Genomic DNA, 20,941 nt, shown 5'->3' with positions numbered 1-20,941 from the left:
TCGTAGCTCGAAGCTCGAAGCTCGAAGCTCGAAGCTCGTAGCTCGAAGCTCAGCTTTCGAGCACCCGCAGGAAATCTCCGGCGGTGACGCCCAGCCGGTGGGCCTCGGCGTCGGTCAAGGCCAGGCTGTCGTCCGCGTCGGGGCCGCGACCGACCCAACTGGCGCGAAAGTCGGCCATGCGGGTGGTCGCCACCAGCCAGCTCGGCCGCTCGCCGTTCGTCGCGCCGGCCCGTGAATCGCTGACGATCTCCACCGGACACAGCCGGGAGTGACGCACCGCGCGCACGTCGTCGATATAGGCTTCCACCGTGGGGCCGGCGTCGAAGATGTCGATATAGCCCTCCCAGCGCAGGCCCTCCTTCTTGAGCATCTCCAGCGCCGGCCGGGTGTGCGCGTGAACCTCGCCGATACAGGCCCGCGCCTCGTCGTTCAGAAAAGTGGTGTAGATCGGGAACTTGGGCATCAGCTCGCCGATGAAGCTCTTCTGCCCCAGCCCGGTCAGGCGGTCCGCCTCGTTGAAATCCATCGGGAAGAAGTGGCTGCCCAGGCACTGCCAGAAGGGGCTCACGCCGTTCTCGTCGAACTTGCCGCGCATCTCGGCGAGCACCTTGTCGGGGAAGCTGTCGCGGAACTGGGCCATGAACAGCCAGCGCGCCTGGGAGAGCAAGGCGCCATTGCGCTGGCCACCGCGATATTCCGGGCGCAGGTAGAGCGAGGCTACCTCGGCGTCGCCGGTATGGTCCGAGCTTAGAAACAGCGTATCGATGGTGCGATGCAGGTCGAGCTGAACCGAGGAGTGGGCCAGCGTACCCAATCGATAGTGATAGAACGGCACCTCGCGGCCCACCTGCGCCTCGATGGCGCAGCAGCCGGCCAGTTCGCCGCGCTCGTCGTCCTCGAGTACGAAAAAATACAGCCGGTCGTCGACCGGGGTCTGCTGTTCGAAGGCGCGCGTCGCCGACTCGATCTTGCCGACCAGGAAGTCGCGGTTGTCGGGCAGCGAAGTGAAGCCCACGCCGGTTTCCTGGGCGATCTGCTGCAGGCCGTCGATGTCGCCGCGGGCGATGGGACGAATGCGCATTACAGTTCCCCCTCGTCGAAGGTGTCTTCCGCAGCGGGCAGCGCCAGCGGCGTGGCGAGCACCGCGCGCCCCTCCTCGACGCCGAGCACCGCGGCGTGCTCGGGCGAGAGCACCAACTGGCCGGTGGGCGACAGCGCGTAGCGGGCCACCACGCAGCGGAACCCGCCGAGCTTCTGATTGGCGATCAGCGCCGGCTCGGCATCGGGCAGCGCGCCGGCCGGCCGGATGCGCACCGGATGCCAGGTACTGTGGCAAAAGGTCGCCAGGCGTTCGCGGTCGGCCTTGATCAGCGGGCCGGCATCGAAGATGTCGACGTGGCGCGAGCGCGAGAAGCCCTCGGCGAGCATCTCGGCGAGCGCCGCTTCGTGGGCCGGATGCTCCTGGCCGATCGCCGCGCGGGCCGCCGGCGTGAGCAACGGCAGGTACAGCGGGAACTGCGGCATCACCTCGGCGATGAAGCTCTTCGAGCGCACCCCGGCGAGGTGGTTCATCTCCTGATAGCCACGCACGAAGAAGTGCCGGCCGACGCTGTTCCAGAACGGCGATTCGCCATCGTCGTCCAGGTAGCCGGGGAAGGCGATCGCCAGGATCTCGGCGAAGCGCTCCGGATACTGGGCGATGAACATCAGTCGCGAGCGGCGCAGCAGGCTCTCGGCGCTGGTGCCCTTGTAACGCGCGTCGAGCGACAGCGCGCACAGCAGGCTGGCGTCCGAGACCTCGTGGGACAGCGACAGGGTCTGCACCTCGCGGCGCACGTTGAGCTGCTGCGAGGCGTGGATCAGCGTTTCCTGGCGATAGGTATAGTACGCCTCGTGGGCACCGGCGTGGGCGCGGATGGTGGCGGTGCCCACCACTTCGCCGCGCTCCAGGTCCTCGAGCACGAAGGTGTAGCTCTCGTCGCCGGGGAAGTCGACCTCGCGGGACAGCGAGCGCTGCGAGCGGGTGATCCGCTCCTCGAGCCGGTCGCGGTGCGTCGGCAGGTTGGTCAGGCGTGGCGTGGCGCTGCCCGCCAGGCGCTCGAGGCCCGGCAGGTCGGCTGGCTTGGCGGGACGCACGACCAGCATGGCGTTTCCTCTCGGCGGTGACATCGGCGCACTCATCGATGGCGACTGGACGTTCATGCCGACTCGACGAAGCGTGCGATGGCCCGGTCGAGACGCGCCATGCCCTCGTCGATGTCGGCCTCGGGAATTACCAGCGACGGCGCCATGCGCAGCACGTTGGGCCCGGCGATCAGCGCCATCACGCCCTCCTCGATGGCCAGCGGCAGGATCTCCTTGGCGCGGCCCTCGTACTCGGGGGCCATCTGCGCGCCGATCAACAGGCCCATGCCGCGCACGCCCTGAAACACGCCATGCTTCGAGTTGAGCGTGTCGAGGTGCTCGCGGAAGCGCTCGTGGCGGCGCTGGACGCCCTCCAGCACTTCCGGGGTGTCGATGTATTCGAGCGCCGCCAGCGCCACCGCCGAGCCCAGCGCGTTGCCGCCGTAGGTGGAGCCGTGGGTACCCAGCTTGAACACCGGGGCGATGCGATCGGTGGTCAGCATCGCGCCGACAGGGAAACCGCCGCCCAGCGACTTGGCGCTGGTCAGGATGTCCGGAGTCACGCCGTAGCGCATGTAGGCGAACAGCGTGCCGGGACGCCCCATGCCCGACTGCACCTCGTCGAAGATCAGCAGCGCCTGGTGCTCGTCGCACAGCGCGCGCAGGCCTTCGAGGAATGCCTGGGTGGCCGGAACGATGCCGCCCTCGCCCTGCAGCGGCTCGACGATCACCGCGCAGGTATCGGCGTCGATCAGCTCGCGCACGCTGTCGAGGTTGTTGAACTCGCCGTGCACGATGCCGCCGGGCACCGGGCCGAAGCCTTGGGAGTACTTGGGCTGGCCGCCGACGCTGACGGTGAAGAAGGTACGCCCGTGGAACGACTGGCGGAACGAGACGATCTTGTGCTTGTTCTCGCCGTGGGTGTCGTGGGCCCAGCGCCGCGCCAGCTTGAGCGCGGCCTCGTTGGCCTCGCCGCCGGAGGAGCACAGATAGACCTTGTCGGCGAAGGTGCGCTCGGTCAACGCGCGGGCCAGCTTGAGCGCCGGCTCGTTGGTGTAGACGTTGGACAGGTGCCAGAGCTTGTCGGCCTGGGCCTTGAGCGCGTCGACCAATACCGGATGGCAATGCCCCAGCGAGTTGACCGCGATACCGCCGGCGAAGTCGACATACTCGCGGCCGTCCTGATCCCACAGCCGGCTACCCTCGCCGCGCACCGGAATTCTCTGCTGCGGCGCGTAGTTGGGCACCATGTAACGGTCGAAGTCGGCGCGGGTCGGGGTGTCGGTCATGGGGTTCTCCATCCTGGGATTGATGATAATTCGAGTATAAGGACACACTTGGCCAAAGGCTTTCAGCGATGGGACGGCGAATTATGAAAAGCGGCTGCGGGCTTTTGGCGAGAGCGGCTTCGGGCTCTCATAAAGGGAGCGGCTTCGGGCTCCCATAAAAAGCGGCTTGAACTATCCTGCTTTCGACCCATCTTTTTAGCAGGCTACAAATTTCGACCCCGGCGCAATCGTGAACGGATCGCCGGGTACCGCAAGCCAAGGAGTGTGCAATGCAGATCGATCTTTCCGGCAAACGCGCCATCGTCAGCGGCTCCACCGCCGGCATCGGCTTCGCCATCGCCCAGGGGCTAGCCCGGGCCGGCGCCGAGGTCACCGTCACCGGGCGTACCCAGGCGCGCGTCGATGCCGCCATCGAAGCCATCCGGCAAGCGGTACCCGATGCCGGCGTATCCGGCGTGGCCGCCGACCTGGGCAGCGCCGAGGGCTGCCAGGCGCTGATCGAGGCCCGCCCCGAGGCCGACATTCTGATCAACAACGTGGGCATTTTCGGCCCGCAGGATTTCTTCGCGATCGACGACGCCACCTGGCAGCAATTCTTCGACGTCAACGTGATGAGCGCGGTGCGGCTGTCGCGTCACTACGCCCAGGGCATGAAGCAGCGCGACTGGGGCCGCGTGCAGTTCATCTCCAGCGAGTCGGCGCTCAACATCCCCAGCGAGATGGTCCATTACGGCATGACCAAGAGCGCCGTGCAGTCGATCTCGCGCGGGCTGGCCAAGGTGCTCAGCGGCACCAACGTCACCGTCAACGCCATCCTGCCGGGGCCGACCCGTTCGGAAGGCGTACTCGGCATGATCAAGCAGGCCGCCGAGCAGGAGGGCGTCTCGCCAGCCGAAATGGAAGCGCGTTTCGTCGCCGAGAATCGCCCCTCGTCGATCATCCAGCGCCTGGCCACCCCCGAGGAGGTCGCCAACATGAGCGTCTACGCCGCCTCCACGCAGGCCAGCGCGACCACCGGCGCGGCACTGCGCGTCGAGGGCGGGATCGTCGATACCATGGCCTGACGCGCTGACCGGGCGCCACAGACAGGTAACTCGCGCTATCCTCCCCATGAGGCGCATGGAGTCGCATGCGCCACGCACCGGGGAATGATCGCCATGTTCAACACCACCGCCTGGAATCGCCTGCGCTATTCGCTGTATGCCCCGCTCTACGATCTGGTCGCCGACCGCGCCTTTCGTCGCGCGCGGCGGCGGGCGCTGGATGCTGTCGACTGGGCGGGTGGCGAGCGGGTACTGATCGTGGGTGCCGGCACCGGGCTCGATCTGTGCTACCTGCCCCGCCATATCGAGCTGCACGCGAGCGATCTCAGTCCGGCGATGGTGGCGCGCTTTCGCGCCCGCGCCGAATCGCTGGGCTTCGATTTCGTCGCCCGCGAGATGGACGCCGAGCGCCTCGACTTCCCCGACGGCCATTTCGACGTGGTGATCATGCATCTGATTCTGGCAGTGATGCCGGACCCCGATCGGGGCCTTCGCGAAGCCTACCGAGTGCTCGCCGACGACGGCCAGCTGTGCGTGATGGACAAGTTTCAGCCCGACGGCCACTCCCCGGGCCCGGGCCGTCGAGCGCTGAACGCGCTGACCAGTGCCATCGCCACCGACATCACCCGTCAGGCCGGGCCGCTTTTGAGTGAAGCGGGGTTCGTCATCGAGGAGGACCAGCCGGTGATGCTGGGCAGACTGTTTCGGGCACTGCTGGCGCGCAAGGCCTCGCCGCGCTGAACGCTCAGCCCAGCCGCTCCTCCCGCGGGGTCATGCCGAAGTGGTTGCGATAGGCGGTGGAGAAATGCGCGCCGGAGGAGAAGCCGGTCTGCAGGGCGATGTCGCCGACCGCCTGGTCGGTCTCGCGCAGCAACTTGCGGGCTTGTTGCAGGCGCAGGTCGAGGTAGTAGCGGCTGGGCACCGCCTGCAGGTATTTCTTGAACAGCCGCTCGAGCTGGCGCCGCGAGATGCCCAGGTGGGTGGACAACTCGTGGGTGGTCAACGGCTCCTCGATGTTCGACTCCATCAGCGTGATGGCATCGAACAGGCTCTGCGGGGCGTGGCCGAGGCGCGAGCGCAGCGGTACGTGCTGCGGCTCGTCGCCCATGCGAATGCGTTCGCAGACGAAGTGCTCGGATATCCGCTCGGCGAGCGTCTGACCGTGGTGCTGGGCGATCAGCGTCATCATCATGTCCATCGCCGCGGTGCCGCCACCGCAGGTCAGGCGATCGCGATCGATCTCGAACAGCTGCTGGCTGACGCGCACCGCGGGATGCGCCTGCACGAACGACTCGGCGCTCTGCCAGGGCAGCGTGGCACGATAGCCGTCGAGTACCCCGGCGCGGGCCAGCACCTCGGTGCCGCCGGCGATGCCGCCTAGCGCCACGCCGCGTCCGGCCAGCCGCGCCAGCCATGCCAACAGCGCATCGTGGGCGCCGTTGAAAGCCGCCGGCGCGCAGACGATGAGCATATCGAGCTCGCCGGCATCGTCGCCGGCCACGCTGTGCGGCGACAGCGCCAGCTCGGCGGCGCTCTTCACCGCGCGTTCGTCGAGACCGAAGGTCAACGGCGTATAGAGACGCTCGCCGGCCAGCAGGTTGGCGACGTGAAGCGGCTCCAGGGCACACGCCTGGGCGAGCAGCGAGAACCCCGGCAGCAGCACGAAACCGACCTGTCGGATAACGCCCGGCGGGTTACTCTCGAGGGGCATCGTGGCGATCGAGCTCAGCTATTAAGGCTTTCGAACGTGCGATGGTGGCCAGCAAATCCAGCAACAAGCGCCCCGCTGCATCTAGCATTCGCCGAACCATGACGTCGCCTTACAGCTGGACGACGTCGTAGTCGGCGACCGGCTCGACCTCGGCGTCGTAGTCGACGTCGTCACGCACGAAGCCAAACAGCTTGAGGAAGTCGTGCTTGTAGCCGGCGTAGTCGGTGATCTCGAACAGGTTGTCGCTGGTCACCTTCGGCCACAGCTCCTTGCAGGCCTGCTGGACGTCGTCGCGCAGCTCCCAGTCGTCGAGACGCAGCCGCCCGGCCTCGTCGGTCTCGGGGGCGGCATCGGCGTAGAGCCGATCGCGGAACAGGCGGTTCAACTGGTCGATGGTGCCTTCGTGCAGGCCCTGCTCCTTCATCACCTTGTAGACCATGGCGATGTACAGCGGCATCACCGGGATCGCCGCGCTGGCCTGGGTGACCACCGACTTGAGCACCGCGACGTTGGCGCCGCCACCGCTCTTGCCTAGGCGCTTGTCGATCTCGCCGGCGGCGCGGTCGAGATCCTCCTTGGCCTTGCCCAGCGCACCGTGCCAGTAGATCGGCCAGGTGATCTCGGTGCCGATGTAGCTGAAGGCCACCGACTTGGCGCCCTTGGCGAGCACCCCGGCCTGGTCCAGCGCGTCGATCCACAGCTCCCAGTCCTCGCCGCCCATCACTTGGATGGTGTCGGCGATCTCCTGCTCGCTGGCCGGCTCGACCTCGGCCTCGATGATGGCGTCCTTGTTGGTGTCGATGGCGGTAGCGCGGTAGGTCTCGCCGATCGGCTTGAGCGCCGAGCGCTTGAGTTCGCCACTGTCGGGCAGCTTGCGCACCGGCGAGGCCAGCGAGTAGACCACCAGGTCGATCTCGCCGAGATCCTGCTTGATCATCTCGATCGCCTTGTCGCGAGTCTCGTGGGAGAAGGCGTCGCCGTTGATCGCCTTGCTGTAGAGGCCCTCCTCCTTGGCGAAACGGTCGAAGGCGGCCGAGTTGTACCAGCCCGCGGTGCCCGGCTTCTTCTCGCTGCCGGGCTTTTCGAAGAACACCCCCAGGGTGCTGGCGCCGTAGCCGAACGCCGCGGTGATCCGCGCCGCCAGGCCATAGCCGCTCGAGGCGCCGATCACCAGCACCTTCTTCGGCCCCGCGTCGGCAGCCTTGCGTTCGCCGAGCGCGGCGCGCGTCGCCTGGATCTGCTCGAGCACGTTCATCGCGCAGCCGGTGGGATGGGTGGTGGTGCAGATGAAACCGCGGACCTTGGGTTTGATGATCACGTCAGACCTCGACTCTCTATTGGAATAACTTGCTTTGGGAAGAACGGGACATTCCCTGCCTGAAGCCCGGTTTCACCGGGGCCGGCCGATGCGGCTATTCTAGCGGTTTGCCGGCGCACTGTCCGCCCCGCGCCACGGCGCCGATCACACAGCGGTCAGATCGAGGAGCCGGGTCTCGCAATAAGCGCGCATGCCCTTCACAATTCTGTCGCTACCAAGGAGGCCCCTGCCATGAAAGACCCGCAAACCCTGGTCGACGAGCGTGGCGAGTTGTGGCTCGCCCTGGCGACGCTGTGGCGGGAAAACGAGCCCCGCGAAAGCGACTATGCGCGCATGATCGAAGTGATCGAACGCCATGACCTGAGTCTCGAGCAGCTGGAGTGGATCTTCCGTCTGGAACTCGCCCCGGTGCTGGCCCGCCAGCAGATGTCGGTCACCGACAGCTGGCGCGACGTCGACGAGCACCGGCTGCTGCGTCAGCTGGTCACTCATAATCGACGCTTGCATGGCTGGCGCAAGGGCTTCTGGACGTTGTTCTCGGGCTTGACGACGATGCTCACCCGGGCGCGCTGGAATACCTTGATGACGCGCTTGATGGTCGCCCGCGGCCAGCAGCCGCCGCATTGAGCGGCGATGGCGATGACTACTAGGCCGAAAAGGGAATCTGCAGGGCTCTTTCGAGTTCCGGCACGATACCCAGCCGGCCGGTGCGTGGCGAGAAGCGGCGAATCACCTGGCCGTCGCGGCCGACCAGGAACTTGGTGAAATTCCACTTGATCGGGGTGCTGCCCAGCATTCCCGGGGCCTGGCGACGCAACAGCACGAACAGCGGATGAGCGTGACGGCCATTGACGCGGACCTTTTCCATGACCGGGAAGGTCACGTCGTATTCACGCTCGCAGAAGGCGCCGAAGGTATGCGCCGGTTCGGGGCTCTGGTGGGCGAACTGGTTGCAGGGAAACGCCAGCACGGTAAAGCCCTGATAGCGATAGCGCCGATAGAGCCGTTCGAGCTCGGCGAGCTGCGGCGTGTAGCTGCAGCGACTGGCGACATTGACCACCAGCAGTACCTGGCCACGCAGGGCGCGCAGATTGAAGGGCTCACCGCTTGCGGTCCGGCAATCTTGGTTGTAGATCTGCATAACCCATCTATTCGCTTCGCTGAACCCGAAAGATGCCACGTCAGCTTAAAACGCGCCAGCCGCAACGGCGCCGCGGCACCTCGCAAAGACGGCATCTCGCAAAGACGGCATCTCAAAGAATAGTGGCCGAAACACGACTTGCCGCGATTGTAATACCTGAACTGGCCACTTGCGCAAGCGCCGGGGCCGACATCGAACGCACACGAAGACTCCCCGCCATCCACGGATAGCGGGGTTCCTTTACCAACCGGCAACGGTTCGCTTCAGAATTCGAAGAATAGCGTTTCGTCATCGCCCTGCAGGCGGATATCGAGACGATAGCGGGGCGTACCGTCCGCGCCCTCCTCGCGCCGCGCGATCAGCGTCTGGCGGCGCGCCGACGATTCGATGGCGGCGAGCACCGGGCACTCGGCGTTGGCTTCGCTCTCGTCGTCGAAATACAACCGCGTCTGCAGGTGCACGTTGATGCCTCGGGCGAAGATCGCCAGGCTGATGTGCGGCGCCATCGGCTTGCCGTTGGCCGCCGGCACCCGCCCGGGCTTGACCGTGGTGAACGACCATTCGCTGGCGGCCTCGGCAGTGGTGGCGGTGCGGCCGAAGCTGTTGAACGGCTTGCCCAGATCATAGTCGAGCTGGAACTCGCCGTGGGCATCGGCCTGCCAGGCCTCGAGGAAGGCGTCGCGCACCAGGTCGCCGTTGCCGTCGATCACCGTGCCGACCACCTCGATCAGCTCGCCGTCCGCTTCGGGCGTGGCCAGCCGGCTCCAGACCTCCTCGTCGCGCAGCGGTATCCCGGCAACCTCCAGCGCCAGGCCGATGTGCACGTAGGGGCCGGCGGTTTGCGACGGCGTCTCGCGATACAGCACGCAGCCGCCATGGGTCGGTTGTTGACTCCGGATCGGTTGCTGACTCATAGCGTCACTCCCGGTTCGAAATAGGTCTGCAGTTCGCCGCGCGTGACGATGTCGAAGCGATAGGCGAGATAATCCATCGACCGGCTGCGCGCCATGTCGAGCCGCCCGATGAGGGTGTCGACCGCTTCGGGATCGTTGAGCGTATGCACGATCGGGCAGCGCGGAATCAGCGGGTCGCCCTCGAAGTACATCTGGGTCACCAGCCGGGTGGAAATCGCCGGGCCCATCACCGACACGTGGATATGCGCCGGGCGCCAGGAGTTGACGTCGTTGGGCCAGGGATAGGGGCCGGGGCGGACGGTGCGGAAATGATACCAGCCCTGCGCATCGGTGATGCAGCGCCCCACCCCGCCGAAGTTGGGATCGAGCGGCGCCAGGTACTGGTCCTTCTTGTGCCGGTAACGCCCGCCGGCGTTGGCCTGCCACATCTCGACCAGGGTATCGGGCACCGGCTTGCCGAGCTGGTCGACCACGCGGCCGAACATGACGATCCGCTCGCCGATCGGCAGGCCATCGCGGCCGGCGTTCTCGCGGTAGTTGAGCAACAGGTCGTTGTCGTGCGGACCCAGCCGCAGCGAGGCGAAGTTCGGCCCGGTGAGTTCCGAACGTGTTGGGTGCTGCATGCTCACCGGCGACTGGCGCGGCGAGCGGGCCACGGTGGTCTTGTAGCCCGGTGCATAGGCCGGCGGATGCCAGTTGCGATCGCGCGGGATGAAGCACTTGTTGTCCACGTTTTTCATGACGGTCCTCGGTGGCTGGCGTGTTGATGAGGCTCGACCCGAAGGACGATGGTTCGCCAGTGTCGCCAGCGCCGCCCGGGCTGGGAAATGAAATTTCATCCCTTCGCCATAACCTCTGGGTTATTGATCAAGCGACGACCGCATGACGCCTCGGTTTTCCATTGGCTGATCGCCAAGTATCAGTCGGGGATGGTGAAACTCACAGTCTTGGTGCTGAGCGATTTGGGATCCGGCCCACCGCGCCGTCCGGTGTCGAGCCCATCGATGAAAGCGATCTCTTCGGCGGAGAGCGCAAAGTCGAAGATATCGACGTTCTCCCTGATTCGCGCAGTATGTACCGACTTCGGAATCACCGAATGACCCAGCTCGATATGCCAGCGCAGGATCACCTGAGCCGGTGACTTGCCGTACCGCTGGGCAATCTGCGTGATCGTGGGGTGGGTCAATGGGTCGTCTTCAGGTTTCGGATCTTCTGTGAAATAGCGATTGACGCCACCGATAGGCGACCACGCCTGGGTGAGGATGCCGTGCTCCCGGTGGAATGCACTGAGCTTCTTCTGGGTGAAGAACGGATGCAGTTCCACCTGGTTCACTGCTGGCGTCACACCGGTCTCATCAATGGCGCGCTTGAGCTCTTCCTCGTTGAAATTCGATACGCCGACGGCCCGGGCGCGGCCGCTTTTGACGATCTCGCAGAGCCCCTTCCAAGCCCCGAGCGTGCGCTCGAACTCGTCCGGCGCCGGCTGGTGAAGCAGGTAAAGATCGACATGATCCATGCCCAGCTTGCGCAGCGAGCGTTCGAACCCATGCAGCGCGCCGTCATAGGTGTAATCGGACAGCCAGAGCTTGGATTCGATGAACACGTCCGAGCGGTCGAGACCGCTTGCGCGAAACGCCTCGCCGACCTGCTCTTCGTTGCTGTAAGCGGCGGCGGTGTCGACGTGTCGATAGCCCGCCTCGAAAGCGGCCAGCACCGCGCCGGTGGTTTCTTCGGCGCTGGCGCGATAGACGCCCAGCCCGAACGCGGGAATCTCGACAGCGTTGTTCAATGTCAGGGTGGGAATGGCCATACTAACTCCTTCACCGTTCACGCCCCTTTAGAAGCACCATTCCAGGCCATTAGCCGAAACAGGTACCCATCCGGGGCGTTATCAGGTTTTTCAGTGTTGCTTGCGGGCGCCGGTTACAGTTCCTGGCTGGTCGGCCTGAACAGGATCTCGTTGATATCCACGTCCTCCGGCTGGCTCATGGCGAACTCCACCGCGCGCGCGAACGAATCGGCAGGAATCGCATACTGCTCGTAGAAGTCATGAACCGCGTCGGATACGTCCTTTTCCGAGATGCTGTTGGGCAGTTCGGTAGCGACCGCCCCGGGCGAGATGATCGTCGAGCGGATATTGTAGGGTTTGACTTCCTGGCGCAGCCCTTCGGAGATAATGCGAACGGCATGCTTGGTGGCCGAGTAGACGACGCTGCCGGGCCGGACCTTGTGGCCGGCGACCGAAGACACGTTGATGATTTGCCCGCTCTTCTGGGACGTCATGTGCGGCATTGCCGCAGCGATGCCATAAAGCACCCCCTTGATGTTGACGTCGATCATCTGCTCCCACTCCTCGACCTTGAGACGCGCCAGGGGCGAGTGCGGCATCACGCCGGCATTGTTGAGGAGGACATCGATGCGGCCATGCAGCTTGATGGCGCGCTCGATCAGTGCCTCGACCTGGTCGCTGTGCGTCACGTCGGTCTTGACCACCGCCTGGTCATCCAGGCCGAGCTCCTTGGCCAGTGCCTGGAGCCGTTCCATACGCCGCGCGCCGAGGACCAGCTTGGCACCACCCTGCGCCAAGCGACGTGCCGTGGCTTCGCCGAGACCGCTACTGGCCCCGGTGATGACGACGACTTTATCCTTGATACCGTCCATCGTGAGTTCTCCTCTCTGTATCCGTAATCGCGTATCGCCAGTCTTTCGATCAGCGGTTGACCCGCTGCTGCAGATGAGCGGGATAGCGCTCGCCCTGAATCTCGATACGCGACAGAGCAGCCTCGATCTCGTCCAGCTCACCGGCATTCAGTGTCAACTCGGCGGCACCGAGATTTTCCTCCAGACGATGCAGCTTGGTGGTGCCTGGAATGGGTATGACCCATGGCTTCTGGGCCAGCAGCCAGGCCAACGCAATTTGCGCGGGAGTCGCCGCTTTGCGCTGTGCGATAGCGTCCAGCAGATCCACCAGAGACTGATTGGCTTGGCGCGCATCGGCCGAGAAGCGCGGCACGATATTGCGGAAGTCACCCTCGTCGAAAGTGGTCTGTTCGTCGATCGCGCCGGTAAGGAAGCCTTTGCCCAGAGGACTGAAAGGCACGAAGCCAATGCCCAACTCTTCGAGGGTCGGCAGGATTTCAGTCTCTGGCTCCCGCCACCACAGCGAATATTCGCTCTGCAGGGCGGCTACTGGGTGCACCGCATGCGCGCGGCGGATGACTTCGGCGCCGGCCTCGGAGAGCCCCCAGTGTTTCACCTTGCCCTCCGCGACCAGTTCCTTGATGGCGCCAGCGACATCCTCGATCGGCACATCCGGGTCGACGCGGTGCTGGTAAAATAGATCGATGCGGTCTGTCTTCAACCGCTTCAGCGACGCTTCGGCCACCGCCCGGATATGCTCCGGATGGCTGTTCATGCCGCTCTGGCCGCCCTGCTCATCGAATTCGAAGCCGAATTTGGTGGCGATAACCACCTCGTCTCGATAGGGCGCCAACGCCTTACCCACGACTTCCTCATTAAGATAGGGACCATAGGCTTCGGCGGTGTCGAACAGCGTCACACCGCGATCGAAAGCGGCACGAATCATTTCGATAGCTTCCTGCTCGCGCTTGGCGGGTCCGTAGCCATAACTGAGCCCCATACAACCATAGCCGAGTGACGAAACTTCCAGACCACTGTTGCCAAGTTTGCGTGTTTGCATCGTTTTCCGCTCCTTGTCATTCGTCAGGCGCGCTCCGCGAGATAATCCTCATCGGCGACCTTTTCCAGCCAGGTGACCGGTGAACCATTCAGCGATTCGGCGATGGCGATATGCGTCATGGCCGTAGTGTCGGTCGCGCCATGCCAATGCTTCTCGCCCGGCTCGAACCAGACCAAATCGCCCGGGCGGATCGTCTCCTTCGGGCTGCCTTCGCGCTGAACCCACCCCAGCCCTACGGTGACGATCAGCGTCTGACCCAGCGGATGGGTATGCCAGGCAGTGCGGGCGCCGGGCTCGAAGGTCACTGTGGCGCCACCTACCTGGGCGGGCTCTGTGGCCTGAAAGGGCGCATCGATACGTACGGTGCCGGTGAAGTACTCTTTGGGGCCCTGTACGGATGCCTTGGTGCCGTTGCGCTGGATTTCCATGGCGTCCCTCCTGCGAATCGGTTCGTTGGTGACGTGCGAGGACAGTTGACGCTGCCCCGAGCGACAGTCCGCCGCCTGCCGGTACATCGCAGTCTAGGTCACTCGCTTTGATATGATTAGAGCGCAAAAACTGCTTAGGCCTATATCGAGGATTCATGAATGCGCAGAGAGGAGCTGGGCGATCTCACCGCCTTCCTGGCCATAGCCGACGAAGGCAGCTTCACGCGAGCTGCCGCCAAGTTGGGCACCTCACAATCCACACTCAGCCATACGCTCCGACGACTCGAGGAACGCCTCGGGCTGCGGCTGCTGTCACGCACGACGCGCAGTGTCGCCCCCACCGAAGCCGGTGAACGTCTGTTGGAGACGCTGCGCCCGGCATTCGACGACATCGACGCCAAGCTGGATGCATTGAGTGCGTTGAGGGAAAAGCCGGCGGGCAACGTGCGCATCACTACCAGCATGCACGCCGCGCGAACGGTCCTCTGGCCCACTCTGGCCGAGTTGCTGCCGGGTCACCCGGATATTCGCGTGGAGCTGTCGATCGACCAGAGTCTGACCGATATCGTGGCCGGCCGCTTCGATGCCGGAGTACGCCTGGGCGAGCGAGTGGAGCAGGACATGATCGCCGTGCGCATTGGCCCCGACCTGCGTATGGCGGTAGTGGGGGCACCGGCCTATTTCGCGGCGCATGGGAGGCCCCGGACCCCGCACGAACTCATCCATCATCGTTGCATCAACCTGAGGCTGCCGACGCTGGGAGGCCTCTACATCTGGGAATTCGCCAAGCAGGGACGAGCGCTGAACGTTCGCGTCGACGGCCAGTTGACGTTCAACGACACGCCCATGGCCTTGAAGGCCGCCAAGGCGGGTTTTGGCTTGGCGTTTCTCATGGAGGATCGGGTACAACCACTCATCGAAGCAGGCCGATTGGAGCGTGTCCTCACCGAATGGTGCCCGACCTTTGCCGGCTATCATCTTTACTACCCGGGCCGACGCGAGCTATCGCCGGCGTTCGCACGGGTCGTCGAGGCGCTGCGCGAACGGCGCTAGCGCTCGCCGGCCACCTCGCGCAGCGCCTCGCAGAACGCCTCGAGGGCGAGCGTGGGCTGCATGCTGGCGTTCAGGCACAGCCCCACCGAGCCGCCCTGGCGTTCCAGCCCCACGTCGAGCAGCGTCAGCCGCCCCGCCGCCACGTCTTCATCGATCGCCTCGCGGGGAGCGATCCACAGCGCCTCGCCATCCAGCACATAGCGCCGGCTGATCGCCAGCGACAGGGTTTCCACCCGGCGTTCGGGCGGACGCAAGCCATGCTGGACACAGAAGCTGTCGAGCTGCTGGCGCAGGGTGGTCTGCGGCGGCGGCAGGATCCATGGATAGTCGACGAGGCGCGCCAGCGTGGGCGGCGTATCGCCGGCCAACGGATGGCCCGTGCGCACCGCCACCACCAGCGGCTCGTAATAAAGGTGTTCGAAGGCCAGGTCGCCGATCTCACGAGCGGCGGTCATGCGCCCCACCACCAGATCGAGTTCGCCGCCGCGCAGCCGCGAAAGAAGATAGGCGCTGGGCCCCGAATCGACCCGCACGCCGATGTCGTCGAAGCGCGCATGCAGGCGCTCGATGGCCAGCGGCACCAGGCGGCTCTCGACGGTCGACAGGGCGCCGACGCGCACCCAGCGCTCGCGCCCCGACACTTCGCCGATCGCCGTGAGCCCCTCGTCGAGCGTGCGCAGCGCCGGCCCGGCATGGCGCAGCAGGGTCAACCCGGCCTGATTGAGCGACACGCCCCGCGGGCCGCGATCGAACAGCGCCGTGCCCAGGTTATCCTCGAGTTCGCGGATCGCCTTGGACAGCGCCGGCTGAGTGATCGCCAGGCTTTCGGCGGCGCGCACGAAGCTGCGCCGCTTGGCGAGTTCGAGAAAGGCCTGCAAATGGCGTAGCTTGATTCGCGGGTTGAGCATGACGCGCGCGGGTCCCCTGGTTGCACGAAGCCCCGAATGTAACCCAGCGGCGGGGCCGGGTCAGCCTTCGCGGCTCCAGCCGGGGCAACGCGCTTAAATGGGATAGTGACGCGGCCCGAGCTGCATCGTCATCCAGCGCAGTTCGGTGAGCTCGGCGATCCCCGCCTTGCCGCCGAAACGCCCGTAACCGCTCGACTTGACCCCGCCGAACGGCATCTGCGGCTCGTCGTGCACGGTCGGGGCGTTGATGTGGCAGATGCCCGATTCGATGCGTTGCGCGACGCGCATGGCACGCGCCGTGTCGCGGCTGAACACCGCCGCCGACAGGCCGTATTCGCTGTCGTTGGCCACCCGGATCGCCTCCTCCTCGCCATCGACGCGGATCATCGCCACCAGCGGACCGAACGACTCCTCGCGATACAGGCGCATCTGCGGGGTCACGCCATCGAGCAGCGTGGGCTGCATGATCACGCCTTCGGCCTTGCCGCCGCATGCAAGCCGCGCGCCTTGCTCGACGGCATCGTCGATCAGGCCGTTGAGCTTGTCGCCCGACTCGCGATTGATCAGCGTGCCCAGCGCGTTGGCCGTATCGCGCGGGTCGCCGGCCTTGAGGCTGGCGGCCTTGCTGGCCAGCTTGTCGGTGAAATCCTCGGCGATCGCGGCATCGACCACCAGCCGTTCGGTGGACATGCAGATCTGGCCCTGGTTGAAGAACGCGCCGAACGCGGCGGCCTCCACCGCGGCATCCAGGTCGGCATCGTCGAGCACCACGCACGGCGCCTTGCCGCCCAGCTCGAGCAGTGCCGGCTTGAGCGCTCGGGCCGCCTGCTCGGCGATGAGCCGGCCGACGCCGGTCGAGCCGGTGAAATTGATGCGCGCCACCGCGGGGTGCTCGATCAGCGCCGAGACCACCGCGGCGGCCTGCTCGGGGGCGTTGCTGATCACGTTGACCACGCCCTCGCCGAAGCCCGCTTCGACGAGGATCTCGCCGATCAACTGATGGGTCGCCGGGCACTGCTCCGAGGTCTTGAGGATCACGCTGTTGCCGCAGGCCAGCGGCGTGGCCACGGCCCGCGTGCCGAGGATGATCGGCGCGTTCCACGGCGCGATGCCCAGCACCGCGCCGCACGGCACGCGCACGCCCATCGCCAGGCTGCCGGGCACGTCGGAGGGGATCACCTCGCCGCCCACCTGGGTGGTCAGGCCCGCCGCCTCGCGCAGCATGCCGGCGGCGACCATCACGTTGAAGCCGGCCCAGCCCGGCGTGGCGCCGGTCTCGTCGACCATGCGCTCGATGAACGCGTCCTGGCGCGCCTCCATCAGCTCGGCGGCCTTGAGCAGCTTGGCGCGACGCTCGCCGGGGCCGGTCTGCGACCAGCCCTTGAAGGCCTCGCCGGCGGCATTCGCCGCGGCCCGGGCGTCCTCCACCGAGGCGGCCGCGGCGCGGGTCGCCACGCTATCGTCGAACGGGTTACAGCGCTCGAAGTTGGCCAGGCCTTCGGCGTCGCGTGGGACGCCGCCCAGCAATAACTTGATGTCACGCATATGGGTCTCTCCCTGAAGACAACTCGGCTGTCACACCGTCAGCAGGTAGGTAGTCAGCACCGGGAACAGCAGCAACAGCGCCAGGCGCACGAAGTCCGAGACGATGAACGGCGCCACGCCGCGGAAGATCTCGCCGAGCCCGACATGCGGCGCCATCGCCTTGATCACGAACACGTTCATGCCCACCGGCGGGGTGATCAGGCCGAGTTCCACGGTCAGCACGGTGACGACGCCGAACCAGATCGGGTCGATGCCCAGCGCCTGGATGATCGGGTAGACCACCGGCACGGTGATCACCAGCATGGCGATCGAGTCCATGAACATCCCCAGCACGAAATACAGCAACAGAATGCACAGCATGACCACCATCGGCGACAGCGACAGGCCATAAATGAAATCGCTGATCGAGAACGAAATGCGCGACACCGAGATGAAGTAGCCCAGCGTCTCGGCGCCCACCAGCATGAAGAACACCACTGCCGACAGCGCCAGAGTCTCCTGCACGCCCGCCCACAGCTGCTTGCCGCGCAGGCCCTTGGCCAGCGCGTAGAGCAGTGTGACGAAAGCCCCGACGCTGGCGCCTTCGGTAGGCGTGAACAGCCCGAAGTAGATGCCCAAGATGATCACCAGGAACACCCCCAGGAACGGCAGCAGACCGGCCAGCGAGGCGCACTTCTCGAGCCATGAGGTGCGCTCGCCCGACGCCGCCAGCGACGGCTTGAGATGCACCACTACAGTGACCGTCAGGGCGTAGAACAAAAGCCCCATCAGTCCGGGGATCAACCCGGCGACGAACATGTCGCCCACCGACTGCTCGGTGAGAATGGCATAGATCAACAGCGCGATGCTCGGCGGAATCATGATCCCCAGCGTGCCGCCGGCAGCCAGCGCGCCGGTGGCCAGGCCGCGATTGTAGCCGTGGCGTTCCATCTCCGGCAGCGCGACCCGGGTCATGGTGCTGGCGGTGGCCAGCGACGAGCCGGAGATCGCTGAGAAGATCCCGCAGGAACCCACCGCGGCGATCGCCAGGCCGCCCTTCCAGCCGCCACAGATCACCCGCACGGAATTGAACAGCTTGCCGGCCATCCCCGAATGGGCCGCCAGCACGCCCATCAGGATGAACATGGGGATCGCGCTGAAGCTGTAGTTCGACAGCACCTCGACCGGCACCGACTTGACCATCGAAATGGCCGCACCCCAGGAGATCACCTGAGAGAATCCGACGACACCGACGATCAGCATGCACAACGCCACCGGCACACGCAGCACCATCAGTACCAGCAGCAGTCCGAGGCCCAGGGCGCCGATCATTTCACTGCTCATTCGACGCCCTCCACCTGATGGGCGAACAGCGCGCCGAGCATGGCATGCAACAGGCAGCGCACGCCGAGCAGCACGCACAATCCCGAGGCGATGGTATAGATCGGTGCCATCGGCAGGCGCAGGTCCTGGGTGGTCTCGCCGTAGGACGCGGCGCTGACCGCCGCGTCCCAGAGCCCCACCGCGAGTACCAGCCCCAACACCACGAAGCCCAGCAGGTAGACGCCGGCGATGCGCGCCTTGAGAGAGTCTCGCAGCCCGTGACTGAAGGCCTCCACCACCACCTGGCTCTTCTCGACGTTGGCGGCCATTGCCGCCAGCAGCGCGAACAGCATCAGGTAGCTGACCAGCTCCACGCTACCCACCACGCTCAGCGAGAACGCCCCGTCGCTCAAGCGGTAGAGATAGCGCAGCGCCACGTCGACGACCGTCACCCCCAGCAGGCCGATCAAGGCGAGGCCGGCGATGAAGCGCGCGAACACCTCCAGCCAACGACTGAGTCGCAAAAGCGCGTGCATGGATCGACTCCGACTCATTGTGCGCAGGACTGGGCGGCATCCAGCGCCGCCTGGTAGACGTCACGCGCCTGATCGAGCCCCCGCTCCTCGAGCCCGCTCAGATAGTCTTCGATGCCATCCTCGAGCGGCTTCTGCCAGTCCGGGTTCTGCAACGGGTTGTCGATCACGTTGATGGTTTCGCCTTGCTCCACGGCGTTCTTGCGACCCGCTTCGTCCTCGGCAGCGAATACCTGTCCGGCCTTCTCGGCCCATACCATGCCGGAGTTCTCGTCGATCGCCTGCTTCTGCTCAGGCGTCAGCGAGGCGTAGGTCGACTGGTTCATGGTGGCGACGAAGATCAGCGTATAAAACGGGACCTGGGTGTGGTAATTGAGCTGATCGCCCAACTGGAAGCTCTTGATGCCCTCCCAGGGAATGCTCAGCCCATCGATCACCCCACGCTGCAGCGAGGTGTAGATATCCGGCGCGGGCATGCCCACCGGCTGCGCCCCCATGTTCTCCATGATGTCGCCGGCCACCGCGGTGGGGCGTCGCATGCGCAGCCCCTCGAGGTCGCTGGGCTTCTCGATGTTGGTGTTCTTGGTATGCAAATAACCCGGCCCGGTGGTGAACATGAACAATACGCGGGAATCGTCGTATTCCTGATCGATCAGGCCATCGTCATAGAGCGTCTGCAGCACGCAGGCTCCCTGGGGCGCCGAGGTCGATACTCCCGGTAGCTCGACGATCTGGCTCAGCGGGAAGCGGCCGTTGGTGTAGCCCTGGGCAGTGATGCCGATGTCGGTGATGCCATTGACGGTGGCATTGTAGGTCTCATCGGCCTGGCTCAGCGTCTGCGAGGGAAAGAGCTGAACGCGCAGTTCCCCATTGGAGTCCTCTTCGACCGCCTTGGCCCACTTTGCGAAGACCTGCTTGTTGACGGTGGAGACTTCCGGCCAGAAGTGCGACAGCCGCAAGGTGGTTGCGGCCTGGGCAGAGGTAGCGGCGGCCGCCAGCCCGGCAACGTACAGGGCCAGCATGGCACGAGTGAAAGTACGGTTCATGGCGAATCCCTTGTTGTTTGGCGAGGAAAATCCAGCGACTTTCATCTTTGCGGTTAAACCATGATTCGTCTATTAGACGAACGTTAGTTCGATTAACGAACTTTCCTGTCAGGCGCTGCCTTCAGGGGGCTCGCCCCAGCCCAGCCGCTTGGCCAGCGCGAAGGCATGATTGGCGGCCGGCACGCCGCCATAGACGGCGACATGCATGAGTACCTGGCGCAACTCGGCCTCGGACAGCTGACCGACAATGGCAAGCCCTTCACGGATAGCTTCACGCGGGCCGGGGAGCGCAAGTCCAGTGGCCAATTTCCTTTCGATCAGGAATACCAGGTTCATGGCATTTAGCATCGCCTGATCAAGCCGGGACGGCCGCATCAGCAACGTACTGGCTACTCGGCGCTACAAATCAGGTGAAGACTAGCCTGAATATTGCACCATTGGCGCGAGTTCGGCCTGCTGAGTGATCAGGCCAGCTCTTCATGCTGGATTCAGCAAGAATCGGTCACGTTTTGATCAATTACCCAGCGTCGAGACACACTGCCCCCTACCCCCGTTGTTTATTCCGTGCCGGGGACAGCACCCTGCCGGTCATCCCGGCACCAGCTTGCGGGCGAGCTTCTGGAAGAGGTCCTGATCGGGATAATGACTGCTCAGCATCAACCGGACGCGCCGGGTATTGCGGATCACCACGCCACTGATCTTCAGCAGCCTCAGGCGCAGGGTGGTGACCTGGGCCGTGGCGTACGCGGTGCGCTGCAGGTACATCCGACGCAGCCGTTCCAGCAGCAGGTAGGCCAGGCCGGCCAATAGCAGCCGGTACTGGTTGGGCCACCAGTCATGGCAACTGGTGCGGTCCGAGAACAGCCACTGCTGCTCCTTGATGCGG

General features: G+C 65.2%; 23 protein-coding genes and 1 pseudogene. 5 read left to right on the top strand and 19 right to left on the bottom strand.

What is annotated here, in order from left to right; translation table 11 throughout:
* Positions 1–49: 49 nt before the first annotated feature.
* Genes astA through K7I12_RS05000 form a run of 3 tightly spaced genes read right to left on the bottom strand, consistent with a single transcriptional unit; the run spans position 50 to position 3,413 of the window.
* On the bottom strand, positions 50–1,081 hold the full coding sequence (gene astA / locus K7I12_RS05010; RefSeq protein ID WP_031383295.1) for an arginine N-succinyltransferase: 1,032 nt from the start codon (positions 1,079–1,081) through the stop codon (positions 50–52).
* Positions 1,081–2,145 (bottom strand): arginine N-succinyltransferase, encoded by a 1,065-nt coding sequence (locus tag K7I12_RS05005; protein WP_031383294.1) that lies wholly within the window; start codon positions 2,143–2,145, stop codon positions 1,081–1,083. The genes astA and K7I12_RS05005 overlap by 1 nt, the downstream gene beginning before the upstream one ends.
* A gap of 53 nt (positions 2,146–2,198) precedes the next feature.
* Positions 2,199–3,413 carry an aspartate aminotransferase family protein gene (locus K7I12_RS05000; protein ID WP_031383293.1) on the bottom strand — a complete coding sequence of 405 codons (1,215 nt, stop codon included), beginning with the start codon at positions 3,411–3,413 and terminating at the stop codon, positions 2,199–2,201.
* A gap of 269 nt (positions 3,414–3,682) precedes the next feature.
* On the opposite strand from K7I12_RS05000, the gene K7I12_RS04995 reads away from it, so the two are divergent.
* Together K7I12_RS04995 and K7I12_RS04990 are read left to right on the top strand one after the other, a co-directional pair.
* Positions 3,683–4,477, top strand: coding sequence for an SDR family NAD(P)-dependent oxidoreductase (locus K7I12_RS04995; protein ID WP_031383292.1), 795 nt, complete (start codon positions 3,683–3,685; stop codon positions 4,475–4,477).
* Positions 4,478–4,570: 93 nt separating this feature from the next.
* Positions 4,571–5,197: a class I SAM-dependent methyltransferase gene (locus K7I12_RS04990; RefSeq protein WP_031383291.1), complete on the top strand. Its 627-nt coding sequence runs from the start codon at positions 4,571–4,573 to the stop codon at positions 5,195–5,197.
* A 4-nt stretch (positions 5,198–5,201) separates the two neighbouring features.
* Here K7I12_RS04990 and K7I12_RS04985 read toward each other — a convergent pair whose 3' ends face one another.
* Complete coding sequence (locus K7I12_RS04985; RefSeq protein WP_201448177.1) at positions 5,202–6,167, bottom strand: GlxA family transcriptional regulator; 966 nt, start codon at positions 6,165–6,167, stop codon at positions 5,202–5,204.
* Between the two features lie 109 nt (positions 6,168–6,276).
* Positions 6,277–7,485: an enoyl-ACP reductase FabV gene (fabV, locus tag K7I12_RS04980; protein WP_031383289.1), complete on the bottom strand. Its 1,209-nt coding sequence runs from the start codon at positions 7,483–7,485 to the stop codon at positions 6,277–6,279.
* Positions 7,486–7,716: 231 nt separating this feature from the next.
* Between fabV and K7I12_RS04975 the strand changes: the two genes are divergently transcribed.
* Positions 7,717–8,112: a DUF7079 family protein gene (locus K7I12_RS04975; protein ID WP_031383288.1), complete on the top strand. Its 396-nt coding sequence runs from the start codon at positions 7,717–7,719 to the stop codon at positions 8,110–8,112.
* Between the two features lie 19 nt (positions 8,113–8,131).
* Here the strand turns inward: K7I12_RS04975 and K7I12_RS04970 are convergent, their stop codons facing one another.
* The 7 genes from K7I12_RS04970 to K7I12_RS04940 all read right to left on the bottom strand — a co-directional run bounded on the left by K7I12_RS04970 (position 8,132) and on the right by K7I12_RS04940 (position 13,668).
* Positions 8,132–8,626: a glutathione peroxidase gene (locus tag K7I12_RS04970; RefSeq protein ID WP_031383287.1), complete on the bottom strand. Its 495-nt coding sequence runs from the start codon at positions 8,624–8,626 to the stop codon at positions 8,132–8,134.
* Positions 8,627–8,889: 263 nt separating this feature from the next.
* Positions 8,890–9,540: a protocatechuate 3,4-dioxygenase subunit alpha gene (pcaG, locus tag K7I12_RS04965; protein WP_051907395.1), complete on the bottom strand. Its 651-nt coding sequence runs from the start codon at positions 9,538–9,540 to the stop codon at positions 8,890–8,892.
* Positions 9,537–10,280, bottom strand: a complete 744-nt coding sequence (pcaH, locus tag K7I12_RS04960; protein WP_031383285.1) for a protocatechuate 3,4-dioxygenase subunit beta — start codon at positions 10,278–10,280, stop codon at positions 9,537–9,539. The genes pcaG and pcaH overlap by 4 nt, the downstream gene beginning before the upstream one ends.
* Before the next feature lie 179 nt (positions 10,281–10,459).
* Complete coding sequence (locus tag K7I12_RS04955) at positions 10,460–11,350, bottom strand: aldo/keto reductase (protein WP_031383284.1); 891 nt, start codon at positions 11,348–11,350, stop codon at positions 10,460–10,462.
* A 113-nt stretch (positions 11,351–11,463) separates the two neighbouring features.
* On the bottom strand, positions 11,464–12,201 hold the full coding sequence (locus K7I12_RS04950; RefSeq protein WP_031383283.1) for an SDR family oxidoreductase: 738 nt from the start codon (positions 12,199–12,201) through the stop codon (positions 11,464–11,466).
* Positions 12,202–12,250: 49 nt separating this feature from the next.
* The gene (locus K7I12_RS04945) at positions 12,251–13,240 is read right to left on the bottom strand and encodes an aldo/keto reductase (RefSeq protein ID WP_031383282.1); all 990 of its coding nucleotides are present in this window, start codon (positions 13,238–13,240) and stop codon (positions 12,251–12,253) included.
* Positions 13,241–13,263: 23 nt separating this feature from the next.
* Positions 13,264–13,668 carry a (R)-mandelonitrile lyase gene (locus tag K7I12_RS04940; RefSeq protein ID WP_031383281.1) on the bottom strand — a complete coding sequence of 135 codons (405 nt, stop codon included), beginning with the start codon at positions 13,666–13,668 and terminating at the stop codon, positions 13,264–13,266.
* 159 nt (positions 13,669–13,827) lie between these two features.
* Here K7I12_RS04940 and K7I12_RS04935 point away from each other — a divergent pair, with 159 nt between their 5' ends.
* The gene (locus tag K7I12_RS04935) at positions 13,828–14,721 is read left to right on the top strand and encodes a LysR family transcriptional regulator (protein WP_031383280.1); all 894 of its coding nucleotides are present in this window, start codon (positions 13,828–13,830) and stop codon (positions 14,719–14,721) included.
* Here the strand turns inward: K7I12_RS04935 and pcaQ are convergent.
* The 6 genes from pcaQ to K7I12_RS04905 all read right to left on the bottom strand — a co-directional run bounded on the left by pcaQ (position 14,718) and on the right by K7I12_RS04905 (position 20,262).
* Positions 14,718–15,629, bottom strand: coding sequence for a pca operon transcription factor PcaQ (gene pcaQ, locus K7I12_RS04930; protein WP_031383279.1), 912 nt, complete (start codon positions 15,627–15,629; stop codon positions 14,718–14,720). The genes K7I12_RS04935 and pcaQ overlap by 4 nt on opposite strands.
* 93 nt (positions 15,630–15,722) lie before the next feature.
* Positions 15,723–17,174 carry an aldehyde dehydrogenase gene (locus K7I12_RS04925; RefSeq protein WP_231663276.1) on the bottom strand — a complete coding sequence of 484 codons (1,452 nt, stop codon included), beginning with the start codon at positions 17,172–17,174 and terminating at the stop codon, positions 15,723–15,725.
* A gap of 30 nt (positions 17,175–17,204) precedes the next feature.
* On the bottom strand, positions 17,205–18,497 hold the full coding sequence (locus K7I12_RS04920) for a TRAP transporter large permease (RefSeq protein WP_031383277.1): 1,293 nt from the start codon (positions 18,495–18,497) through the stop codon (positions 17,205–17,207).
* Complete coding sequence (locus K7I12_RS04915; RefSeq protein WP_031383276.1) at positions 18,494–19,012, bottom strand: TRAP transporter small permease; 519 nt, start codon at positions 19,010–19,012, stop codon at positions 18,494–18,496. Before K7I12_RS04915 ends, K7I12_RS04920 begins: the two co-directional genes overlap by 4 nt.
* A gap of 14 nt (positions 19,013–19,026) precedes the next feature.
* On the bottom strand, positions 19,027–20,055 hold the full coding sequence (locus K7I12_RS04910) for a TRAP transporter substrate-binding protein (RefSeq protein ID WP_231663273.1): 1,029 nt from the start codon (positions 20,053–20,055) through the stop codon (positions 19,027–19,029).
* A 108-nt stretch (positions 20,056–20,163) separates the two neighbouring features.
* On the bottom strand, positions 20,164–20,262 hold the full coding sequence (locus tag K7I12_RS04905) for a hypothetical protein (RefSeq protein WP_231663270.1): 99 nt from the start codon (positions 20,260–20,262) through the stop codon (positions 20,164–20,166).
* 30 nt (positions 20,263–20,292) lie between these two features.
* On the opposite strand from K7I12_RS04905, the pseudogene K7I12_RS04900 reads away from it, so the two are divergent.
* Positions 20,293–20,473, top strand: a pseudogene (locus K7I12_RS04900) (IS481 family transposase); the annotation flags it as partial.
* Between the two features lie 170 nt (positions 20,474–20,643).
* On the opposite strand, the gene K7I12_RS04895 reads toward K7I12_RS04900, so the two are convergent.
* The coding region (locus tag K7I12_RS04895; RefSeq protein WP_231663268.1) for a transposase at positions 20,644–20,941 on the bottom strand (298 nt) is incomplete at its 5' end.

Origin of the sequence: Halomonas sp. IOP_31, from assembly GCF_021151495.1 — a bacterium.
Classification (GTDB): domain Bacteria; phylum Pseudomonadota; class Gammaproteobacteria; order Pseudomonadales; family Halomonadaceae; genus Modicisalibacter; species Modicisalibacter zincidurans.
This window is presented reverse-complemented; position numbering and strand designations above follow the sequence as displayed.